The following is an 18,284-nucleotide window of genomic DNA, read 5'->3' as shown; positions in this document are numbered from 1 at the left end:
ATAATTTGAAACACTTTAAAACAATAGCATTTTTTTTCTTGTTGGTTACTTTGAGTAATCAACAAGTTATTTATGGACAGATCAATCCAGACGACATTGCTCTTGTAGAAAATGAAGTTGAAAATAATTTTTACAAAGCGCTAAAACAACGCGGAATTGAAAATTATGACAAAGCAATTGTTGCTATTCAAAAATGCATTGAAAAAGATAATACTAATCCTGTTTTTTATCATGAGTTAGGGAAAAACCACCTGGACTTAAAACAATACCTTGAAGCAGAAAATGCTTTTAAAAAAGCAATTGAATTGAACCCAAATGAAAGGTGGTATTTAAACAGTTTATACGATGTATATTATCAGACAAAGGATTTTTTAAAGTCTATTCCAATTGTTCAAAAGCTAATCTCATTTGATCCTAATATGAGTGAAGATTTGGTTTCTTTATATATGTATACTAATCAGCACGATAAAGCATTGAATCTATTAAACGAAATGGAGAGTACTTCAGTTTTAAGCCAATCCATGGAATATTATAAATTAAAAATTCAATCGTCAAATGCTAATTCTAAGCCAGAAGTTAAAGAACTTGAAAATTTAATTCGAAAAAACCCAAAAGTAGAGCAAAATTATATTGATTTAATGATGCTATATTCAACAAGTAACCAAGAAGAGAAAGCCTTTGAAGTTGCAAAAGAATTAGCAAAAGAAATTCCAAACTCCGATTGGGCACATGTAAGTTTATTTAAGTTTTATTTAGTAAATAATGAGGTTAGCAATGCTAAAAAATCAATGTTTAAGGTTTTTAATAACAAGAATATTGATTTAAGAATAAAACATAGAATTCTAAATGAATTTTTAATTGTTACAGTTAATACTAATGAGCACGATAAGGACTTAGAGGAAGCAGTTAGTTATTTTGCAAATGACAACATTATAAATGTTCCAAAAGAAATTGGAAAGTTTTTTTATAATAAAAAGGAATATTTAAAGACTGAACTATATTTAAAGAAAGGTATTCAAAACGAGCCAAATGATATTGAGTCTGTTTTACTTTTATTAGAAGTTGAAAGCACATTAGAAAAGTTTGAAGATGTTAAAAAGATAGCAACAAATTACATCGACTTATTTCCTACATTTTCCAAATTGTATTTTTACGCGGGCTTAGCAAATTATAATTTGAATAATACAAAAGCCGCTATTAGCCAACTTGAAATGGGTTTAGAATTTATTATTGAAGATGCAGTTTTAGAAAATCAGTTCTATTTACTTTTGGCAGAATCTTTTAAAAAGGAGAACAATACAACAAAGGAAAAAATATACCGTTCTAAAGCAGAACTTATTCAAAAGAATTTCAAGTAATGAAAAAAATAATTATTGTTTTTATAGGATTGTTCTTTTTGGTTTCTTGTAAATCAAAACAATCTGTTTTAGAGTCAGCAGCAAATGAATCATTGGCTGCAGCAAAAATTATTTCGGGTCATTACGAGAATGAAAAAAACTTTTCAACTCTAAACATTAGAGCAAACGCAAAGTATAAAGACGATAAACAATCACATTCTGTAACTGCTGATATTCGTATTAAAAAAGATGAAATAATTTGGATTAATGTAAAATTACTCGGCTTTCCAGTCGCTAAAGCATTAATTACTCCTGAAAAAGTAAGTTATTATGAGAAAATTAATAACACTTATTTTGAGGGCGATTTTAGTTTGTTAAGTAATTGGCTTGGAACAGAGCTCGATTTTAATAAAGTGCAAAATTTATTAACTGGAAACGCAATTGACGATTTAACTAAAGAGAAGTATATTGCTAAAATTGAAAAAGAACTGTATCAATTAACAGAAAAAAAGAAAAGTAATACTTCAAAAGTTTTTAGTTTTGAAGGCGGAAATTTTTTGTTAAAAAAAGAGACTATTTTTCAAGAGCAAGAAAACAGGAAATTAGAAATTTATTATCCTTCTCATAAGAAGCAAAATAATGTATTTTTGCCGAATGAAATTAATATAAAAGCGCATCAAAAAGAAACTGTTTTTATTGATTTAGAGTATAAAAATATAATTTTTAATGAAAATTTGAGTTATCCTTTTTCAATACCAAGTAGTTATGATCAAATAAATGTTAATTAAAATTTCAAAACTATATTATCTTTGTAAAAAAATTAAAATGAAGCAATTTCAATTATATATTCTTTTTTTCTTTTGTTTTTCTTTGGGTTTTTCACAAACTCAACAAGAAAAACTTGAAGCTCGAAAAGTGCAAATTCAGAAAGAAATTTCTGCATTTAAAGAGTTGTTGCAAACAGAAAAGAAAAAAGAACGTTCGGTATTAAGTGAAATAGCTGCACAAAAAGCGCGTATCCGATTAAGCGAAAGGTTAATTAGTACTACGGCTAAGCAAAAGAGAATATTAGATGATAACATCTATTTGAATCAATTGGAAATCAATAAATTAAATAGAGAGTTAAAGGTTCTAAAAGAAGATTATGCTAAAATGATTGTAAAATCATACAAAAGCCGAAATGATCAAAGTAGAATTATGTTTGTACTTTCTTCACAAAATTTTCTTCAAGCATATAAAAGAATACAGTATATGAAACAATATGCTGGTTTTAGAAAAATGCAAGGAGACGAAATCCAGGAAAAGCAAGAAAAATTATCAACTAGAATTGTAAAACTAGAAAAAGATAAAAAAAATAAAGAAAAAGTCTTGGCTGAAAATGAGGCTGAGAAAAAAATCTTAGAAGAAAAAAAGAAAGAACAAGAGCAATTAGCAAAGCTTATTCAAAAAGACAAGAAGAAATACGCTGCTGATATCGATAAGAAACAAAAAGAAGCTCGAAATATTGATAAACAAATTAAAAAAATAATTGCTGATGAGATTGCTGCTGCCAATAAAAGAAATGCTGCTAAATCAGGATCTACAGCTTCTACAGCTTCTGTTTCTAAATTTGATTTAACACCTGAAGGTAAAATTGTTTCTGATAATTTTAAATTGAATAAAGGAAAGTTACCTTGGCCTGTTGATAATGGCTATGTACAATTACGTTATGGTGACCAACCACACCCTGTTCATAAAAACCTTACTGTTCATAATAGCGGAGTAGAAATTGCAACAAAACCAGGGTCTAACGCAAGAGCTGTTTTTGGAGGTGAAGTGCTTCAAGTTCAAGTAATTTCTGCAAACAACAAAGCTGTTTATGTACAACATGGAGACTTTATTACGGTTTACTTAAATTTAAATACAGTAAATGTAAGTAAAGGTGATAAAATTGCTATTAAACAAATTTTAGGAAAAATACACACCGATTCATCTGGAAGTGCAGTAATAAAGTTTTTAGTTTTACAAAATACCACTTATTTGAATCCTGAACAGTGGATGTCTAATATGTAATTTAACAAAATATACATTTTTTCTGTAACCGAGAAAACTAGAAAGTAAATATCTTTACCTCGGTTAATAGCAGTAATTTTTTCTATTCAAAAAATTATCATAAAATCCGGAGTGAGGACTTCGGATTTTTTTTATGCGTTAGATTTAACAAAATGTACAAATTATCTGTAAACAAATAATTTTATTTTAAGATACCTTTATATCGGTTAATAGTAGTAATTTTTCTGATTTTAAAAAGATGTAAACACCTTAAGTCACCCCACTTAAGGTGTTTTACATTTTATTGAAGTATTCTAAAGCTTTTGTAATACTTTTTACATTATCAAATGTAATGAGTAAACGTAATCCGTTTTTAGTTTGTTTTTCTTTAACTTTACAAATGTTTCCATTTTGCTGAGCAAATTGCATTACTTTCATGAATCTATCAGACTGATAATATTTGCTTTGCTGATCACTTATAAAATAGCCAACCAGTTTTCCTTGCTTCATTAATAGTTTTTCAATTCCTATCGAAGTGGCTTTCCATTTTATTCGTAAACTATTTAAAAGGGCAATTGCTGGTTTTGGAAGCGCTCCAAAGCGATCAATTAGTTTTTGTTCGAAAAGTAATAAGTCTTCTTCTTTTTTAATTAAGCCTAATTCGTTGTATAAACTTAATCGTTCAGCAACACTGTTAATATATTCGTCAGGAAACAATAATTCGAAGTCTGTATCAATCAAAATATCTTTTACATATTCTTTTGTCTCAATATTATTTTCTTCTTCGTAAAGCTCTTTAAATTCATTTTCTTTTAATTCATCAATTGCCTCGTTCATGATTTTTTGATACGTGTCGAAACCAATTTCATTTATGAAACCACTTTGTTCACCCCCTAATAAATCTCCAGCTCCTCGAATTTCCAAATCTTTCATAGCGATATTAAATCCACTTCCCAGTTCGCTAAATTGTTCCAATGCATTAATACGTTTACGAGCATCATCTTTCATAACTGAATCTGGAGGTGTGATAAAATAACAAAATGCTTTTTTATTGCTTCTTCCAACACGACCTCTCATTTGATGTAAATCCGAAAGACCAAAATTATTAGCATTATTAATGAAAATCGTATTCGCATTTGGCACATCTAATCCGCTTTCAATAATGGTGGTTGCCACAAGAACATCAAATTCACCTTCAATAAAAGCAAGCATTAATTCTTCCAGTTTTTTACCGTCCATTTGTCCGTGACCAATCCCTACTTTCGCGTCAGGAACCAATCGTTGAATCATTCCGGCAACTTCTTTAATATTTTCAATTCTATTATTTATAAAAAATACTTGACCGCCTCGTTCAATTTCATATGAAATAGCATCTCTAATAGCATCTTCATTAAATCTAATGACATTAGTTTCAATTGGATGTCTATTGGGCGGAGGAGTAGTTATAACGGATAAATCTCTAGCTGCCATTAACGAAAACTGTAATGTTCTAGGAATTGGTGTTGCCGTAAGCGTTAGTGTATCAACATTAGCTGCAATTGTTTTTAGTTTGTCTTTTACGTTTACACCAAACTTTTGTTCCTCATCAACAATTAACAATCCTAAATCTTTAAACTGAACATTTTTATTTACCAATTGATGTGTTCCAATGATAATATCTACTTTTCCTTCGCTAAGGTCTTTTAAAGTTTCTGATTTCTGTTTGGCTGTTCTAAATCTGTTCAAATAATTAATGGTTACTGGCATCTCTTTTAAACGCTCAGTAAATGTTCTGTAATGTTGATAAGCTAAAATTGTTGTTGGAACTAAAACGGCAACTTGTTTCCCGTTATCAACTGCTTTAAATGCTGCGCGAATGGCTACTTCAGTTTTTCCAAAACCAACATCTCCACAAACCAATCGATCCATTGGTCTATCATTTTCCATGTCCATTTTTACATCATTTGTTGATGAAATTTGATCGGGAGTATCTTCATAGATAAAAGAACTTTCAAGTTCTTTTTGCAAATAACTATCAGGTGCACATGCAAAACCTTTGTCTAATCTTCTTTTTGCATACAATTGAATTAAGTTGAAGGCAATATGCTTAACACGTGCTTTTGTTTTTTGTTTTAACGCTTTCCAGGCGTTACTTCCTAGTTTGTAAATTTTTGGAGGAGCGCCATCTTTACCGTTATATTTCGAGATTTTATGCAAAGAATGAATACTAACATAAACGATGTCATTATCTGCATAAACTAATTTAATAGCTTCTTGTGTTTTTCCTTCGACCTGAATTTTTTGTAAACCTCCAAATTTTCCAATTCCATGATCAATATGAGTAACATAATCGCCAACAGATAATGAAGTAAGCTCTTTTAACGTTATGGTTTGTTTTTTGGAATAACCGTTTTTAATAGAAAATTTATGATAACGCTCAAAAATTTGATGATCGGTATAACAAGCCAATTGATTTTCTTGGTCGATAAAACCTTGAAACATTGGAAAAACTAATGTTTTATATTGTTTACGAATGCTTTCGTGGTTTTCTTCGTCTATGCTTTGAAAAATATCATGAAAACGCTTCGATTGATTTTCATTAGAACATAAAATATAATTTGAAATACCATTTTCGTGGTTTTCGCTTAAGTTGGCTAATAATAAATCAAATTGTTTGTTGAAAGAAGGTTGGGGTTGAATGTGAAATTCAAAACTTTTATCAACTTTTAAAATGGATTTATTATTTAATTCTACAATTGGAAAATCAATTACTTTTCTTAAAAATGTTTTTTCATTTAAAAATAATTCTTCAGGGTTAGCTTGTTTTATTTCGCCTGTTAAATTAGAGTAAGCTTCATTTGCTTTTCCAAATAGAGTATTTAATTTTTGACCAACTTGTTCTGTATTTTGAATAAAAACAGCTGTTTTTTCGTTAATGTAGTTTAAAAAGCTTTCACGGTTTTCTTGAAGCATCTTGTTTTCTACATTCGGAATAATTGATATCTTTTTTAGTTTTTCTTTAGAAAGTTGGGTTTCAACATCAAAGCTTCTAATGCTGTCTACTTCATTTCCAAAAAACTCAATTCTATAAGGTTCGTCATTTGAAAAAGAAAACACATCAATAATTCCGCCACGAACAGAAAATTCACCCGGTTCAACAACAAAATCAACTCGTTTAAAATTGTATTCAAATAAAGTTTCATTGATAAAATCAATCGACAAATTATCGTTTACAGCAAGTTTTAAAGTGTTTTTATCTAATTCTTTTCGAGTTACTACTTTTTCAAATAACGCTTCTGGATATGAAACAATAATAGCTGGTTTTTTACGTGAATTAATTCGATTTAAAACTTCAGCTCTTAATAAAACATTTGCGTTGTCTGTTTCTTCAATTTGATAAGGCCTTCTATATGAACCTGGATAAAATAAAACATCTTCGTCATTAAGTAATTGCTCTAAATCATTTAAATAATAGGCGGCCTCTTCTTTATCATTTAAAATTAGTAAAAACGGAATTTCCGCTTTTTTAAAAAGCGATTGTATGATGATTGATAAAGACGACCCTATTAATCCAGAAATAGAAGCTTTTTTACGTTCAATTAACAATTGAGTAATTTGCTCAATTTTAGGATTTTGTTCGTATTTTTTTAAAATTTCAGTGACGTTCAATGTGTTTTTATTAATTCGTTGTAAAATTAAAAAAACCACTACAATTCCAATTGGTTTATAGTGGTTTTGTTTTATGTTTTTTCAAAGCTTATAAAATAAGCTTCTTTCTTATTTTTTGAGAATTGTCAAGTGTAACTGTAATGAATATTGTTTGGTTAGCTTGAGGAATATTCTTTTCAAAAGTCAAAGCATTAATGTTTTTCTCTTCAAAAAGTAAACGACCTGTTATGTCAAATGCTTCTATAGCGCTAATCTTTATTTTACTTGAAGTGAATTTAGTTGTTTCATCTTCTGAATAAATAATTAAAGATGCCTCATTAACTATATTGTCGTCAGTCGATAAAGATAAATCTTGATAATGCAATTTAAACCTATTATTAAACGTTCCAGTAGCTGTTGTAAAAGTAAAAGTACTAGTTTTTAAATTGTGAAATGTGCCATTACTGGTGTCTTCTAAAAAGATGTCTTTATCGTCGAAAAAAGAATCTGTATGATCAATTGCAATATCATAACTTCCTGCCTGAGTAGTATTTATTCCTAAAGAGATTTGATCTGTAACTGTCCAGGGGTATGCTCTTCCTTGTATCCCAAAACCAAGTGTAGATGGAGGGATTAGAGAATAAAATTGTATAACTCCAGCAGTTGATGCAAGTGCATCGGTTCCAAAATCATAACCGTTTGTAGCGTCATCTTGATATCCAACAGCTATTTGTTTAAATGCTCCGAGCGTATTGGTTAGGTTTAAGTGAATGTAATAGTTTAAAGGAGTTGACAGTACTTCTCTATAGAATTGACTATTATTTCCGTTAACCCTCATTGCATTTGTAAAGTTAATGGATGTAGTTGTTCCTGCAGAAGCGAAAAACCCTTGGCCAGCAGCAATATATTGACTGGGAGCAGCCCCGCCAGAAACCGCAGCTGTTCCTGTAGTTCTTGTTCTAACTGCATAATCATCTGTAGTAAAAACATTCGCAACTATAGCAGTATTGTGAGTCCAAAAATACAACGTTCCAAGATTTGTATTGTCTATTAAGGTTACAACATTAATTGCAGAAGGATAGGGGTTTGAAATAAAATTATAATTTAAAAGAACAGGATTAAAAGCCTCTACGCCTACTGGAATAATTCCATTATTTGGAGTTCCAACAAATTCTCCATTATAAACTGTTGGTGTAACAGTATAATTATTTGGCGCTTGTATTGCATATCCTTTGCCTGGATCCATAGTGTTTGCACCACTCTCATTGACCCAATTGTTTACAGCTGAATTAGCATTAAAACTATGGAATCTAGATGGACTCGTTAATGGTGAGAATATGTTTAAAACTTGTCCAGAAACTGGAGTTCCCCAATACGTATATTGATTTTCAATCATCGGAGTAGCATCTCTCTTATAAGTAATGTTTCCTGTATTTATTGCAGATCCATTGATTTGAAGTAAACTTGCATTGTTTTCAAAAATGAGACTTGAGCCAGACATTACAGTTATATCGTTTTGAACAGTTAACGTATGTGACGAATTAAAAGTTACAATTGCAGGACTGTTTACCGTTACCGATTTAGCTGTTAAATTTCCTAAAGAAGAATAATTTCCTGTAAAAATAGCATCAGTTATGTTGTCAGGGTTTCCATTGTCCCAAGTAGCTCCATCCCAAGTAGTTGTTTGTGAAAATGCTAATTGTGCAAAAAAGCACATTAAAGCTAGTATTGAATTGTAAAAGTAGTTGTTTCTCATGTTCTATTTTTTTGGCTTTTTCTCTTCTTCTTTAAGAGTATTTGATTTTGAGACGCTTTCTTCAAAAGCTTTGGAGTTTGCCATTCTTGAAGTATCTAGTGCTTTTATCATATCATCTTCGCCGATTTCTTTTGGAATAGCTTGTTTTATGATGATTTCGTCCATTTGATTGTAGACTCCTTTTATTTCATTGTTTATTTCATCAATAAGTAAAAATACTTTTTTTTGAGGAATTTGTTGAAGGTGTAAATAAGTATCTAAAGAATTAATTTTTGTTGTTAATGTAATTAATCGACTTCTAACTTGAGGGATGTTGAATTTTTCAGGCACATTTAAGCTTAAACTATCTGATTTTTTTGCCACATTTTCAATTTTCATTTGAAAAGCCAGCATTGAAGTTTTAGGTTTTTGTTCCAGTTCTTTTTTAAATTGATCCCAATCGTTCCAGTTACTTAAAGCAGCTTGAATTTCGGGTTTTGATACAGGAAATTTGAATTCCCATTTTTTAGAAATTGCTTCAAAAACTTCTGCATTTTTCTGTGCTGCTTTTAAAGAGTTTTCATTTCGATTATTATCTTCAGCACAACTCATGAAGAAGATTGATGTCAGGAATAATATAAAATAGGGTCTCATGAATTATAAATATAAGCAAAAATACAATTGTTTGGTTAATTTATAATATGATTTCGATAAACTTAACATATTCTAAATTTAATTTGGATCTGTTTTTTTTAAAATAATAACTCATACAAATTCTTATATTTGTGTTCTAAATTTATTGTAGTAATGAAAACAAAAATATTAATTATTGGAGCTTGTGGCCAAATAGGAACCGAATTAACGGCTAAGTTAAGAGAAACTTATGGTGTTGAGAATGTAGTAGCTTCAGATATACGTAAATTAGAAAATGATGTTGTAAATAATGGTATTTTTGAAGTTGTAAACGCATTAGACTACAATCAAATTGAGCATTTAATTGAACAATATGAGATTACTGACGTTTATTTAATGGCGGCACTACTTTCTGCAACAGCTGAAAAAAATCCTGCATTTGCATGGGATTTGAATATGAATTCTTTATTTCATGTTTTAAATTTAGCTAAAGCTGGAAAAATTCAAAAGATTTTTTGGCCTTCAAGTATTGCGGTTTTTGGACCAACAACTCCAAGAGATAATACACCTCAATATACCGTAATGGAACCTTCAACGGTATACGGAATTTCAAAACAAGCAGGAGAAAGATGGTGTGAATATTACAATAAGCAATATGGGGTAGATGTAAGAAGTATTCGCTACCCAGGTTTAATAAGTTGGGCAACTGAACCAGGGGGAGGAACCACAGATTATGCAGTGGATATATATCATAAAGCCATTACGGAAGGTAAATTTACCAGTTTCCTTTCTGAAAAAACTGGTTTACCGATGATGTACATGGATGATGCTATTAAAGCAACAATCGGTATTATGCAAGCTCCTTCTGAACAAATTAAAATTCGTTCTTCTTATAATTTGTCTGCGATGAGCTTTACTCCTGCGCAAATTGCTGAAGAGGTAAAAAAGCATTTCCCTGATTTTACTATTGATTATGAACCAGACTTCCGTCAAAAAATTGCAGATAGTTGGCCTGCGAGTATAGATGATACATCTGCAAGAGAAGATTGGAATTGGTCAAATGATTTTGATATTACATCAATGACTAACGAAATGTTTAAAAATCTAAAAGAAAATATTTATAACTAATCTTTATCTTTTAACTGAATCATAAAAGCGTCTTCTATAGGCGCTTTTATTTTTACCACTTCATCTACATTTTCATTTGGAACAGTCATAGAAAGGACATAATGTTTTATTTTCCAAAGGCCTTTTTCTAATACTAATACACCACTTCCTCTGCAAATTTTCATTTGAGTGTCTATTAATTCATCAAACCAAGCTGTTTTTTTGTCTTCTGAAAAATAAATATTTCTTTCAATTGCCTTGAAACTCCAAGCTTTTCCTTTATCAAAATATGGTTTCGCAAAAGCAATAAATTCTTGCTTATTCCAGTTTTCAGTTGCGTCAGTGCCTATGAAAATTGATTCATCGTGCATTACATTGAAATAGTAATCGAAATTTGCTTCAGCTGCAGCTTTGTGCCAATTGTCTAATATGATTTCAATTTTTTGATGTGTTTTGTTGTCTTTTTTTTGAGAAAAGCCAATGAACGATAGTATTGAAGCTGTTAATAAAATTACTTTTTTCATAATTACTTTTTTATAAAAGTAATAAAATGCTATAAATAAAAAAAGACCTTACATTACTGTAAAGTCTTTTTGTGTATTAGCTCCCTCTCTTGGGCTCGAACCAAGGACCCTCTGATTAACAGTCAGATGCTCTAACCAACTGAGCTAAGAAGGAATAACCAATATGTTTGCATTTTTAGATGTAAAAAGCCATTCTTTCGAATAGCTTTTTTTAGCTCCCTCTCTTGGGCTCGAACCAAGGACCCTCTGATTAACAGTCAGATGCTCTAACCAACTGAGCTAAGAAGGAAGGTGTGTTACCTTTAATGCGGTGCAAATATAAGCTGAAAATTTATTTTCACAAACAAAATGTCAAAAAATATTAGAAAAATTTATCTGCTACTAATTGATAGATGTCTTTTCCGAATGTTAAAGCCATTAAGGTCAGTAAGATAATCATTCCAAATGTCTGTACTCTTTCGGCTGCCTTTATACTTAAAGTTTTTCCGGTAATCATCTCTACAATTGTAAATAAAGCATGTCCGCCATCTAAACCAGGAATTGGCAATAAATTCATAAACGCTAAACCTATTGAGAACAATGCTGTAAAATTCCAAATAAACTCCCAATTCCAAGTATCTGGTAATCGACGTGCAATTCCAACTGGACTTTGAACTTGCTTATATGCTTCTGTTTTTGGACTTAAAATTAATTTAAATTGTTTTACATTGTAAACTAACAATTGCCATGATTCTTTAACTGCCGCAGGCATTGCTTCTCCAACACTTAATTTATTGATAACTTGATAGTCGTCTTTATTCATGCTGTTTTGAATGAAGCCTAATTTGCCGTCTTTTCCAACTAGAGTTTTAATTTCAATTATACTATTGTTTCTAGTAACTTCTAATGAAACAGTATCTTTTTTATGTTTTGATAATTCAGCCCCTAATTCATCGAAATAAGTAATCTTAGTTCCGTTAATGCCAATAATGTTATCTCCTTTTTGCAATCCTGCTTTTTCGGCTAAACTGTTCTTGGTTATAGAATCGATAGAAATGTTTGTTAATCTTGCTTGAACAAAGTTTTTTCCTTCAGTAGAAATGATTTTACCTTTCTGTTCATCAGTCAGAGAAAGATTAATTTCTTTACCATTTCTTTCTAAGGTAATATTTTCACTTAATAGAATGTCAATAATTAACCAATTAAACTTTGGTTGAAACTTACCATCAACAGAAATTATTTTGTCTCCGTCTTGAAACCCTACACTTTTACCAATTTCACCAAATGCTAATCCGTTTTTTTGAACTACTTCTGAAGAAATATATTTTTGCCCTACTGTTGCAAACATTGAAGTGTAAATAAACCAAGCTAGTAATATATTTACAATAATTCCACCAAGCATAATAATTAAACGTTGCCACGCTGGTTTTGAACGAAATTCCCAAGGTTGTGGCTCGGTATTCATTTGGTCGGTATCCATACTTTCATCAATCATACCAGAAAGTTTTACATAACCTCCTAAGGGAAGCCATCCAATACCCCATTCAGTTTCCCCAATTTTTTTCTTAACCAATGAAAAACCAGCATCCATAAAAAGATAGAATTTTTCAACTCTAACTTTAAACATTTTTGCGGCAATGTAGTGACCAAATTCGTGAAGAATAACTAATACTGAAAGTATGAATAATATTTGTGCTAATTGAATCATTTTATATGTCTGCTTTTATTTAAAAAGCAAAAGTAAGGTTTTCACCTTACTTTTTACTATAATTTTATGTGTGAACTATTTTTTTATAAAATTTTTATGAATTACTCCTTGGTTGGTTGTGATTTTTACGAAATGTACTCCGTTATTTAGTTGGCTAACAGAAAAGTCAGCTGTGTTCTTTGTGAGCGTTAATTGGCCTATTGCGTTGTAGAATTCTACTTCTTTTAATTCAATAGAGTTTGGTAGTTTTATATGTAATTCGTTATCGCTAGGGTTAGGATAAAGCACTAATGAGTTTTCTAATTCAAATTGTTCGTTTGATAAAGTTGCTGTATTGTTTCTTGAAATAATATCTCTATTTGGGTCAAACTCTACATTTGTAACTTGAAAAGGAACATTAACAATGAATTCTTCGTTATTAGTGGTGTTCTCTAGTCTAAAGTCTTGTGTTTCTCCTAATGCGCCAGTTAAACGTACTGTAATTGGCATTTCGAAATAGGTAACTGATGGATCTGATTGAGTTTGACTTACTAATACTCTTGCTTGACCAGGACCCCAATTTTGAGCTGTAATTGTATAAGTAGGATATCCTTCATTGTAAACCCAATCATTAAAGAATTCGGTAAGGTTTATTCCAGAAGTCATTTCTAAATGATTTTGAAATTGTGGAGTTATAGCATATTCAAAGGCCAATGCTGGATCATCTAGATAATTTCTGAGTGCTTGAAAAAAGTCAGTATCGCCCATTACCCAACGTAACATATGAGTTACCATTGAGCCTTTGTTATAAGACAGTCTGCCACTAAAAATTCTACCAACATTTAAAGCTTCGGAATCTGTAAGGTATACTGCTCCATTTGTTTGGGATGTAATATTGCTTATTTTACTCGCTTTCCAAGAAACAAATGCAGTAGGTCCATCGATTTCTTCAACAGCAATTCCTGCTGTATATTCAGTTAAACCTTCATTTAACCAAATGTCTTTCCATGTACCACAAGTTACTTTGTTCCCAAACCATTGATGCCCTAATTCATGAGCAATTAAACTGCGACTCCATCCACCCATTGATGACATTGTAGCATGTTCCATTCCTCCTCCATAACTGAATTGAACGTGACCATATTGTTCATTTCGGTAAGGGTATGGTCCAAATTTTTCTTCAAAAATATTGAAAATTGTTGTGGTTTGATTTATAGCATTTTGAACTGAAGTGGTGTTGTTTTCAGGATATAGATAATTATTTATTGGAATAAATGGACTTTGAGCTGTACCAAGACCACCCTGTATGTTATATGTAACATAATTAGTAGCATTCAAGGAAATTAAATATGCAGGAATGGGATAATTATGCTGATAATGACGTGTTGTGTTTCCACCAGAAGTTACAGAGCTTTGCAATAAACCATTAGAAACACCAATATAAGAATCAGGACAAGTAATGTAAATATCTACATTGTCAATTTTGTCGTTCAAATCTTGTTTGCATGGCCACCAATCTCTAGCGCCAAAAGGCTCTGATAAAGTGAAAATAACGGGTGTTCCACTATGGGTAGTTCTTGTAAACGCTTGTTCGGCTTGAGGAGGTGAGCCCCCGTAAGTAATTTCTATTGTTGCACTGCTCCCAGTTGTAATTGTACTTGGTAAATTAATGAATAATTGGTAATTGTTTTGAGAATAAGTCAAATTTGTACTATTCATTATTACTGAACTTACTGTTAATTGCGTTGCCATGTCAAAAACAATAGAATTCATGTTTTCTAAAGCTGTAAATGTAGTTGTTACAATACCATCAATATATGGAGTTGTTAAATTTGGGTTTACAGTAAACCGTAACTCATGATAGGTAACGTCGTAATTTAAAGTATTCGGATTTACAAAAATTTCATAGTTTGCAGAAGATGATTTCATTTCACTTTCAACCATTCTTTCGAAATCATCATTTTCAGTCTGTGAATAACTAAATAATGTACTGATTAGCAATAGGTTTAAGAATATATTTTTCATTGAGGTTTAAAAATTTTAGCTAATGTAATAAAATTATTTTGTTTTTAAACTTTAGTTTTTTCAATCACAAAGCATAATCTTATACAAATTCATTAAATTTGTTCCTTAAATTTTATACCATGTTACAAATAGCTTACATCAGAGAGAATAAAGAAGATGTTATTAAACGTTTAGATAAGAGAAATATTAATGCTCAAGATCAAGTTGAGTTAGTAATAAATTTAGACGAAAAAAGACGTTCGCTTCAGGTTGAATTAGATAATACACTTGCAGAATCTAATAAGTTATCCAAAGACATAGGTGCTTTAATGAAAAGTGGCGAGAAAGCGAAAGCTGAAATATTAAAAGAAAAATCAACTCAATTTAGAGAAAAAGGAAAAGAGTTGACTGATCTTTTAAATGAAGTTGCTAATGAATTACAAGAAGAGCTTTATAAGCTACCTAATTTACCTGCAGAGATTGTTCCGGTAGGTAAAACTCCTGAAGAAAATTTAAATGTTTTTGAAGCAGGTGAAGTGCCTAAGTTGCACGAAGGTGCTTTACCTCATTGGGATTTAATAAAAAAATACGACATCATTGATTTCGAATTAGGTACAAAAATAACTGCTCCAGGCTTTCCTGTTTATAAAGGTAAAGGTGCTAAATTACAACGTGCTTTGATTTCATATTTTTTAGATAAAAATACAGAAGCAGGTTATACAGAAGTACAAGTACCTCATTTAGTTAATGAAGCGTCTGCATATGGAACAGGTCAATTACCAGATAAAGAAGGGCAAATGTATCATGATGCAAAAGATGATTTGTATTTAATACCTACAGCTGAGGTTCCAGTAACCAATATTTTTAGAGACGTTCTTTTACAGGAGAATGAACTTCCAGTTGCTTATACTGGATACACTCCTTGTTTTAGAAGAGAAGCAGGCTCTTGGGGTGCTCATGTGCGAGGATTGAATCGTTTACACCAGTTTGACAAAGTGGAAATTGTTCGTATTGAAAAACCAGAAAACTCGTATGCTGCGCTTGACGGAATGGTTGAACACGTAAAAGCGATATTACAAGAATTAAAATTGCCATACAGAATTTTGCGTTTATGTGGTGGCGATATGAGTTTCGCTTCAGCATTAACTTATGATTTTGAAGTATATTCTACTGCTCAAGATCGTTGGTTAGAAATCAGTTCGGTTTCAAATTTTGAGACTTTTCAAGCAAATAGATTAAAATTACGTTTCAAAGATAAAGACGGTAAAAACCAATTGGCACATACTTTAAACGGAAGTTCATTGGCTTTACCAAGAGTTTTAGCAGGAATTTTAGAAAATTATCAAACGCCAGAAGGAATTGTTATTCCAGAAGTATTACGTAAGTATACTGGTTTTGATATCATAAACTAAACGTATACAATTTATAATAATGTACTAAATTGACGCAAAATGTGTTACTTTAGTACATTGTTTGTTTTTAATAAGTATGAAATTTATTCTCATTAAAATAGCTTTTCTGTTTTCGTTTTTTGCTTTTGCTCAAAACGAACAATTGGCATTGGACTATTTTGAGAAAGGTGAATTTGAAAAGGCGGTTACAATGCTTGAAAGTATTTCTAGTAAGCAACCTGCAAATGCCTATTATTTTGAGCGATTAATAACGTGTTACCAACAGTTGCAACAGTATGAAAAAGCTGAAAAAGCAATAGATAATAGAAATAAAAAATACCGTCAACCTGTTTTGTATGTTGAGTTAGGTTATAATTTTCAATTGCAAAAAAACACTTCAAAAGCAGAAAAACAATACAATATAGCTTTAGACGAAGTTAAAAAAGAGCCTAACTACGCTTATCAAATTGGAAATTCTTTTGAGAAAAAAGTACTTTTAGATTGGGCTTTAAAAGTTTATTATATTGCTCAAAAAGAAAATCCAAATTTAAATTTTGATTATCAAATTGCTTTAATTGAAGGACAAAAAGGTAATGTAGAAGGAATGACTGAAAAGTTATTGCAATTTTCATTTGAAAAACAAGACAATACAAGTTTGGTTCAAAATTATTTGTCTCGTTTTATATCAGAAGATGCAAACGGAACTTTTACAGCTTATTTAAAAAAAGCATTACTTACTAAAACACAAAAAAATCCAGATAATTATTGGAATCAGTTTTTGAGTTGGTTATATGTTCAACAAAAAGAATTTGGTAAAGCTTTTATTCAAGAAAGAGCAATATATAAACGTAATCCAGAGAGTTTTTATAATATTGTTGCATTAGCACGATTAGCAATTAACGACAAACAAAATGAAGATGCTGTTGTAATTTTACAATTTGTTTTAGAAAACACGCAAGATGTTGGATTGCAAATGCAAGCACATCATTTTTTAATGCAATTGAAAATTGAATCAGCTAATTCCTCTGAATATGAATCTATTCAAAACGATTTAAATTTGTTGTTAAAAAAATATGGCATAAGTCCATATAGCTTGAATTTGCAAATTTTAACCGCTCATTTTAATGCTTTTTATAGAAAACAGCCTAAAGAAGCAATTCAGTTGTTAAACACAACTTTAAAGTTGCCTTTGAATCTTAGAGAAGAAGCAAAGGTAAAAATGGAACTAGCTGATGTTATGGTTTTCGACGAAAAGTTTAATCAAGCAATATTATATTATGCCCAAGTTGAAGAGAATTTAAAAAATGATGAGTTAGCACATGAAGCAAGTATGAAAATGGCGAAAGCAAATTATTATAAAAATGATTTCGACTGGACATTTCAACAAGTAAAAGTCTTGAAACAATCGTCAAGTTTGTTGATTGCTAATGATGCTATTGCTTTGTTTTTACTCATTTCAGACAACTCTCAAGATAGTACAAGAACTGCTTTAACCGCATATGCTAAAGCTGATTTACTTTTGTACCAAAAGAAAAACGATGAAGCATTAAGTGGTTTTTTAAATATATTAGAAAAATATAAGGGTGATGCGATTGAAGATGAAGCACTATTTAAAATTGCTCAAATTTTTGAAATTAAAAAAGAGTATACACAAGCTTTAAGTTTCTATAAAAAAATAATCGAAAATCATAAGGAAAGTGTTTATGTAGATGAAGCAATGTTTTATTCTGCAGAAATTCTTAGTAAAAAGCTAAATGACACAATTCAAGCAAAACCATTATATGAAAGAGTTATTTTTGAACATCCTGATAGTGTTTTTTATACGGAAGCGCAAATACAATATCGAAAAATAAGAGGAGATAATTCGCTATAATTAAATTAAAAAAAATAAAAATGATAATATATAATGTTACGATTAATATTGACGAAAGCATACATGAAAAATGGTTGGTATGGATGCAACAAAAACACATTAATGATGTTTTAAAAACAGGATTGTTTACTAAAGCAAAGTTGGTTAAGGTGTTAGTTGAAGAAGAAATGGGAGGAACTACCTATGCGGTTCAATATTTTTCGGAATCAAAAGAGAAATTAGAAGATTATTATAAGAATCATGCGCCAAGGCTAAGAGAAGAAGGCTTATCTTTGTTTGGAGATAAAATGTTAGCATTTAGAACAGAATTAGAGGTTTTTAGTGAGCATTTTCATTCAGGAAATTAAACTTTACCA

Annotated in this window: 13 protein-coding genes and 2 tRNA genes; 7 read left to right on the top strand and 8 right to left on the bottom strand. The window is 30.5% G+C overall.

Annotated elements, in window-relative coordinates:
- Positions 1-5: 5 nt before the first annotated feature.
- Genes ACQ65T_RS02270 through ACQ65T_RS02260 form a run of 3 tightly spaced genes read left to right on the top strand, consistent with a single transcriptional unit; the run spans position 6 to position 3,389 of the window.
- Positions 6-1,358 carry a tetratricopeptide repeat protein gene (locus ACQ65T_RS02270; RefSeq protein ID WP_430399483.1) on the top strand — a complete coding sequence of 451 codons (1,353 nt, stop codon included), beginning with the start codon at positions 6-8 and terminating at the stop codon, positions 1,356-1,358.
- Entirely contained in the window at positions 1,358-2,125 is a 768-nt protein-coding gene (locus ACQ65T_RS02265) for a DUF4292 domain-containing protein (protein ID WP_430399482.1), read from the top strand. The genes ACQ65T_RS02270 and ACQ65T_RS02265 overlap by 1 nt, the downstream gene beginning before the upstream one ends.
- A 37-nt stretch (positions 2,126-2,162) precedes the next feature.
- Entirely contained in the window at positions 2,163-3,389 is a 1,227-nt protein-coding gene (locus ACQ65T_RS02260; RefSeq protein WP_430399481.1) for a murein hydrolase activator EnvC family protein, read from the top strand.
- A gap of 273 nt (positions 3,390-3,662) precedes the next feature.
- Here ACQ65T_RS02260 and mfd read toward each other — a convergent pair whose 3' ends face one another.
- The 3 genes from mfd to ACQ65T_RS02245 form a co-directional block, all read right to left on the bottom strand.
- On the bottom strand, positions 3,663-6,971 hold the full coding sequence (gene mfd, locus ACQ65T_RS02255; protein WP_430401304.1) for a transcription-repair coupling factor: 3,309 nt from the start codon (positions 6,969-6,971) through the stop codon (positions 3,663-3,665).
- A 133-nt stretch (positions 6,972-7,104) separates the two neighbouring features.
- Positions 7,105-8,751, bottom strand: a complete 1,647-nt coding sequence (locus ACQ65T_RS02250) for a hypothetical protein (RefSeq protein WP_430399480.1) — start codon at positions 8,749-8,751, stop codon at positions 7,105-7,107.
- A 3-nt stretch (positions 8,752-8,754) separates the two neighbouring features.
- A complete protein-coding gene (locus ACQ65T_RS02245) occupies positions 8,755-9,384 on the bottom strand; it encodes a hypothetical protein (protein WP_430399479.1) in 630 nt (209 codons plus the stop codon).
- Between the two features lie 153 nt (positions 9,385-9,537).
- Here ACQ65T_RS02245 and ACQ65T_RS02240 point away from each other — a divergent pair, with 153 nt between their 5' ends.
- Complete coding sequence (locus ACQ65T_RS02240) at positions 9,538-10,491, top strand: NAD-dependent epimerase/dehydratase family protein (protein ID WP_430399478.1); 954 nt, start codon at positions 9,538-9,540, stop codon at positions 10,489-10,491.
- On the opposite strand, the gene ACQ65T_RS02235 is transcribed toward ACQ65T_RS02240, so the two are convergent.
- The 5 genes from ACQ65T_RS02235 to ACQ65T_RS02215 all read right to left on the bottom strand — a co-directional run bounded on the left by ACQ65T_RS02235 (position 10,488) and on the right by ACQ65T_RS02215 (position 14,685).
- Positions 10,488-10,994 (bottom strand): nuclear transport factor 2 family protein, encoded by a 507-nt coding sequence (locus tag ACQ65T_RS02235; protein ID WP_430399477.1) that lies wholly within the window; start codon positions 10,992-10,994, stop codon positions 10,488-10,490. The two genes, ACQ65T_RS02240 and ACQ65T_RS02235, sit on opposite strands and share 4 nt — an antisense overlap.
- Before the next feature lie 80 nt (positions 10,995-11,074).
- A tRNA-Asn gene (locus ACQ65T_RS02230) sits at positions 11,075-11,148 on the bottom strand.
- A gap of 61 nt (positions 11,149-11,209) precedes the next feature.
- Positions 11,210-11,283, bottom strand: a tRNA-Asn gene (locus ACQ65T_RS02225).
- Positions 11,284-11,355: 72 nt separating this feature from the next.
- Positions 11,356-12,681 (bottom strand): RIP metalloprotease RseP, encoded by a 1,326-nt coding sequence (gene rseP / locus ACQ65T_RS02220; RefSeq protein ID WP_430399476.1) that lies wholly within the window; start codon positions 12,679-12,681, stop codon positions 11,356-11,358.
- A gap of 75 nt (positions 12,682-12,756) precedes the next feature.
- Positions 12,757-14,685, bottom strand: coding sequence for a M1 family aminopeptidase (locus ACQ65T_RS02215; RefSeq protein ID WP_430399475.1), 1,929 nt, complete (start codon positions 14,683-14,685; stop codon positions 12,757-12,759).
- A gap of 119 nt (positions 14,686-14,804) precedes the next feature.
- On the opposite strand from ACQ65T_RS02215, the gene serS reads away from it, so the two are divergent.
- The 3 genes from serS to ACQ65T_RS02200 all read left to right on the top strand — a co-directional run bounded on the left by serS (position 14,805) and on the right by ACQ65T_RS02200 (position 18,275).
- Positions 14,805-16,076 (top strand): serine--tRNA ligase, encoded by a 1,272-nt coding sequence (serS, locus tag ACQ65T_RS02210; protein ID WP_430399474.1) that lies wholly within the window; start codon positions 14,805-14,807, stop codon positions 16,074-16,076.
- A gap of 76 nt (positions 16,077-16,152) precedes the next feature.
- A complete protein-coding gene (locus ACQ65T_RS02205) occupies positions 16,153-17,928 on the top strand; it encodes a tetratricopeptide repeat protein (protein WP_430399473.1) in 1,776 nt (591 codons plus the stop codon).
- 20 nt (positions 17,929-17,948) lie between these two features.
- Positions 17,949-18,275, top strand: coding sequence for a DUF4286 family protein (locus ACQ65T_RS02200; RefSeq protein WP_430399472.1), 327 nt, complete (start codon positions 17,949-17,951; stop codon positions 18,273-18,275).
- The last annotated feature ends 9 nt before the right edge of the window (positions 18,276-18,284 follow it).

The sequence above is a fragment of the Flavobacterium sp. genome (assembly GCF_965284515.1).
Taxonomy (GTDB): domain Bacteria; phylum Bacteroidota; class Bacteroidia; order Flavobacteriales; family Flavobacteriaceae; genus Flavobacterium.
The sequence above is the reverse complement of the archived record's forward strand: the minus strand, read 5'-3'. Positions and strand labels throughout refer to the sequence as shown.

What these genes read in the sequence shown, in the direction of transcription:
- ACQ65T_RS02245 (WP_430399479.1), bottom strand. Translation starts at nt 9,384, where the DNA reads ATGAGACCCTATTTTATATTATTCCTGACATCAATCTTCTTCATGAGT.
- ACQ65T_RS02215 (WP_430399475.1), bottom strand. Translation starts at nt 14,685, where the DNA reads ATGAAAAATATATTCTTAAACCTATTGCTAATCAGTACATTATTTAGT.
- serS (WP_430399474.1), top strand. Translation starts at nt 14,805, where the DNA reads ATGTTACAAATAGCTTACATCAGAGAGAATAAAGAAGATGTTATTAAA.
- ACQ65T_RS02265 (WP_430399482.1), top strand. Translation starts at nt 1,358, where the DNA reads ATGAAAAAAATAATTATTGTTTTTATAGGATTGTTCTTTTTGGTTTCT.
- rseP (WP_430399476.1), bottom strand. Translation starts at nt 12,681, where the DNA reads ATGATTCAATTAGCACAAATATTATTCATACTTTCAGTATTAGTTATT.
- ACQ65T_RS02235 (WP_430399477.1), bottom strand. Translation starts at nt 10,994, where the DNA reads ATGAAAAAAGTAATTTTATTAACAGCTTCAATACTATCGTTCATTGGC.
- ACQ65T_RS02260 (WP_430399481.1), top strand. Translation starts at nt 2,163, where the DNA reads ATGAAGCAATTTCAATTATATATTCTTTTTTTCTTTTGTTTTTCTTTG.
- ACQ65T_RS02200 (WP_430399472.1), top strand. Translation starts at nt 17,949, where the DNA reads ATGATAATATATAATGTTACGATTAATATTGACGAAAGCATACATGAA.
- ACQ65T_RS02240 (WP_430399478.1), top strand. Translation starts at nt 9,538, where the DNA reads ATGAAAACAAAAATATTAATTATTGGAGCTTGTGGCCAAATAGGAACC.
- ACQ65T_RS02205 (WP_430399473.1), top strand. Translation starts at nt 16,153, where the DNA reads ATGAAATTTATTCTCATTAAAATAGCTTTTCTGTTTTCGTTTTTTGCT.
- ACQ65T_RS02250 (WP_430399480.1), bottom strand. Translation starts at nt 8,751, where the DNA reads ATGAGAAACAACTACTTTTACAATTCAATACTAGCTTTAATGTGCTTT.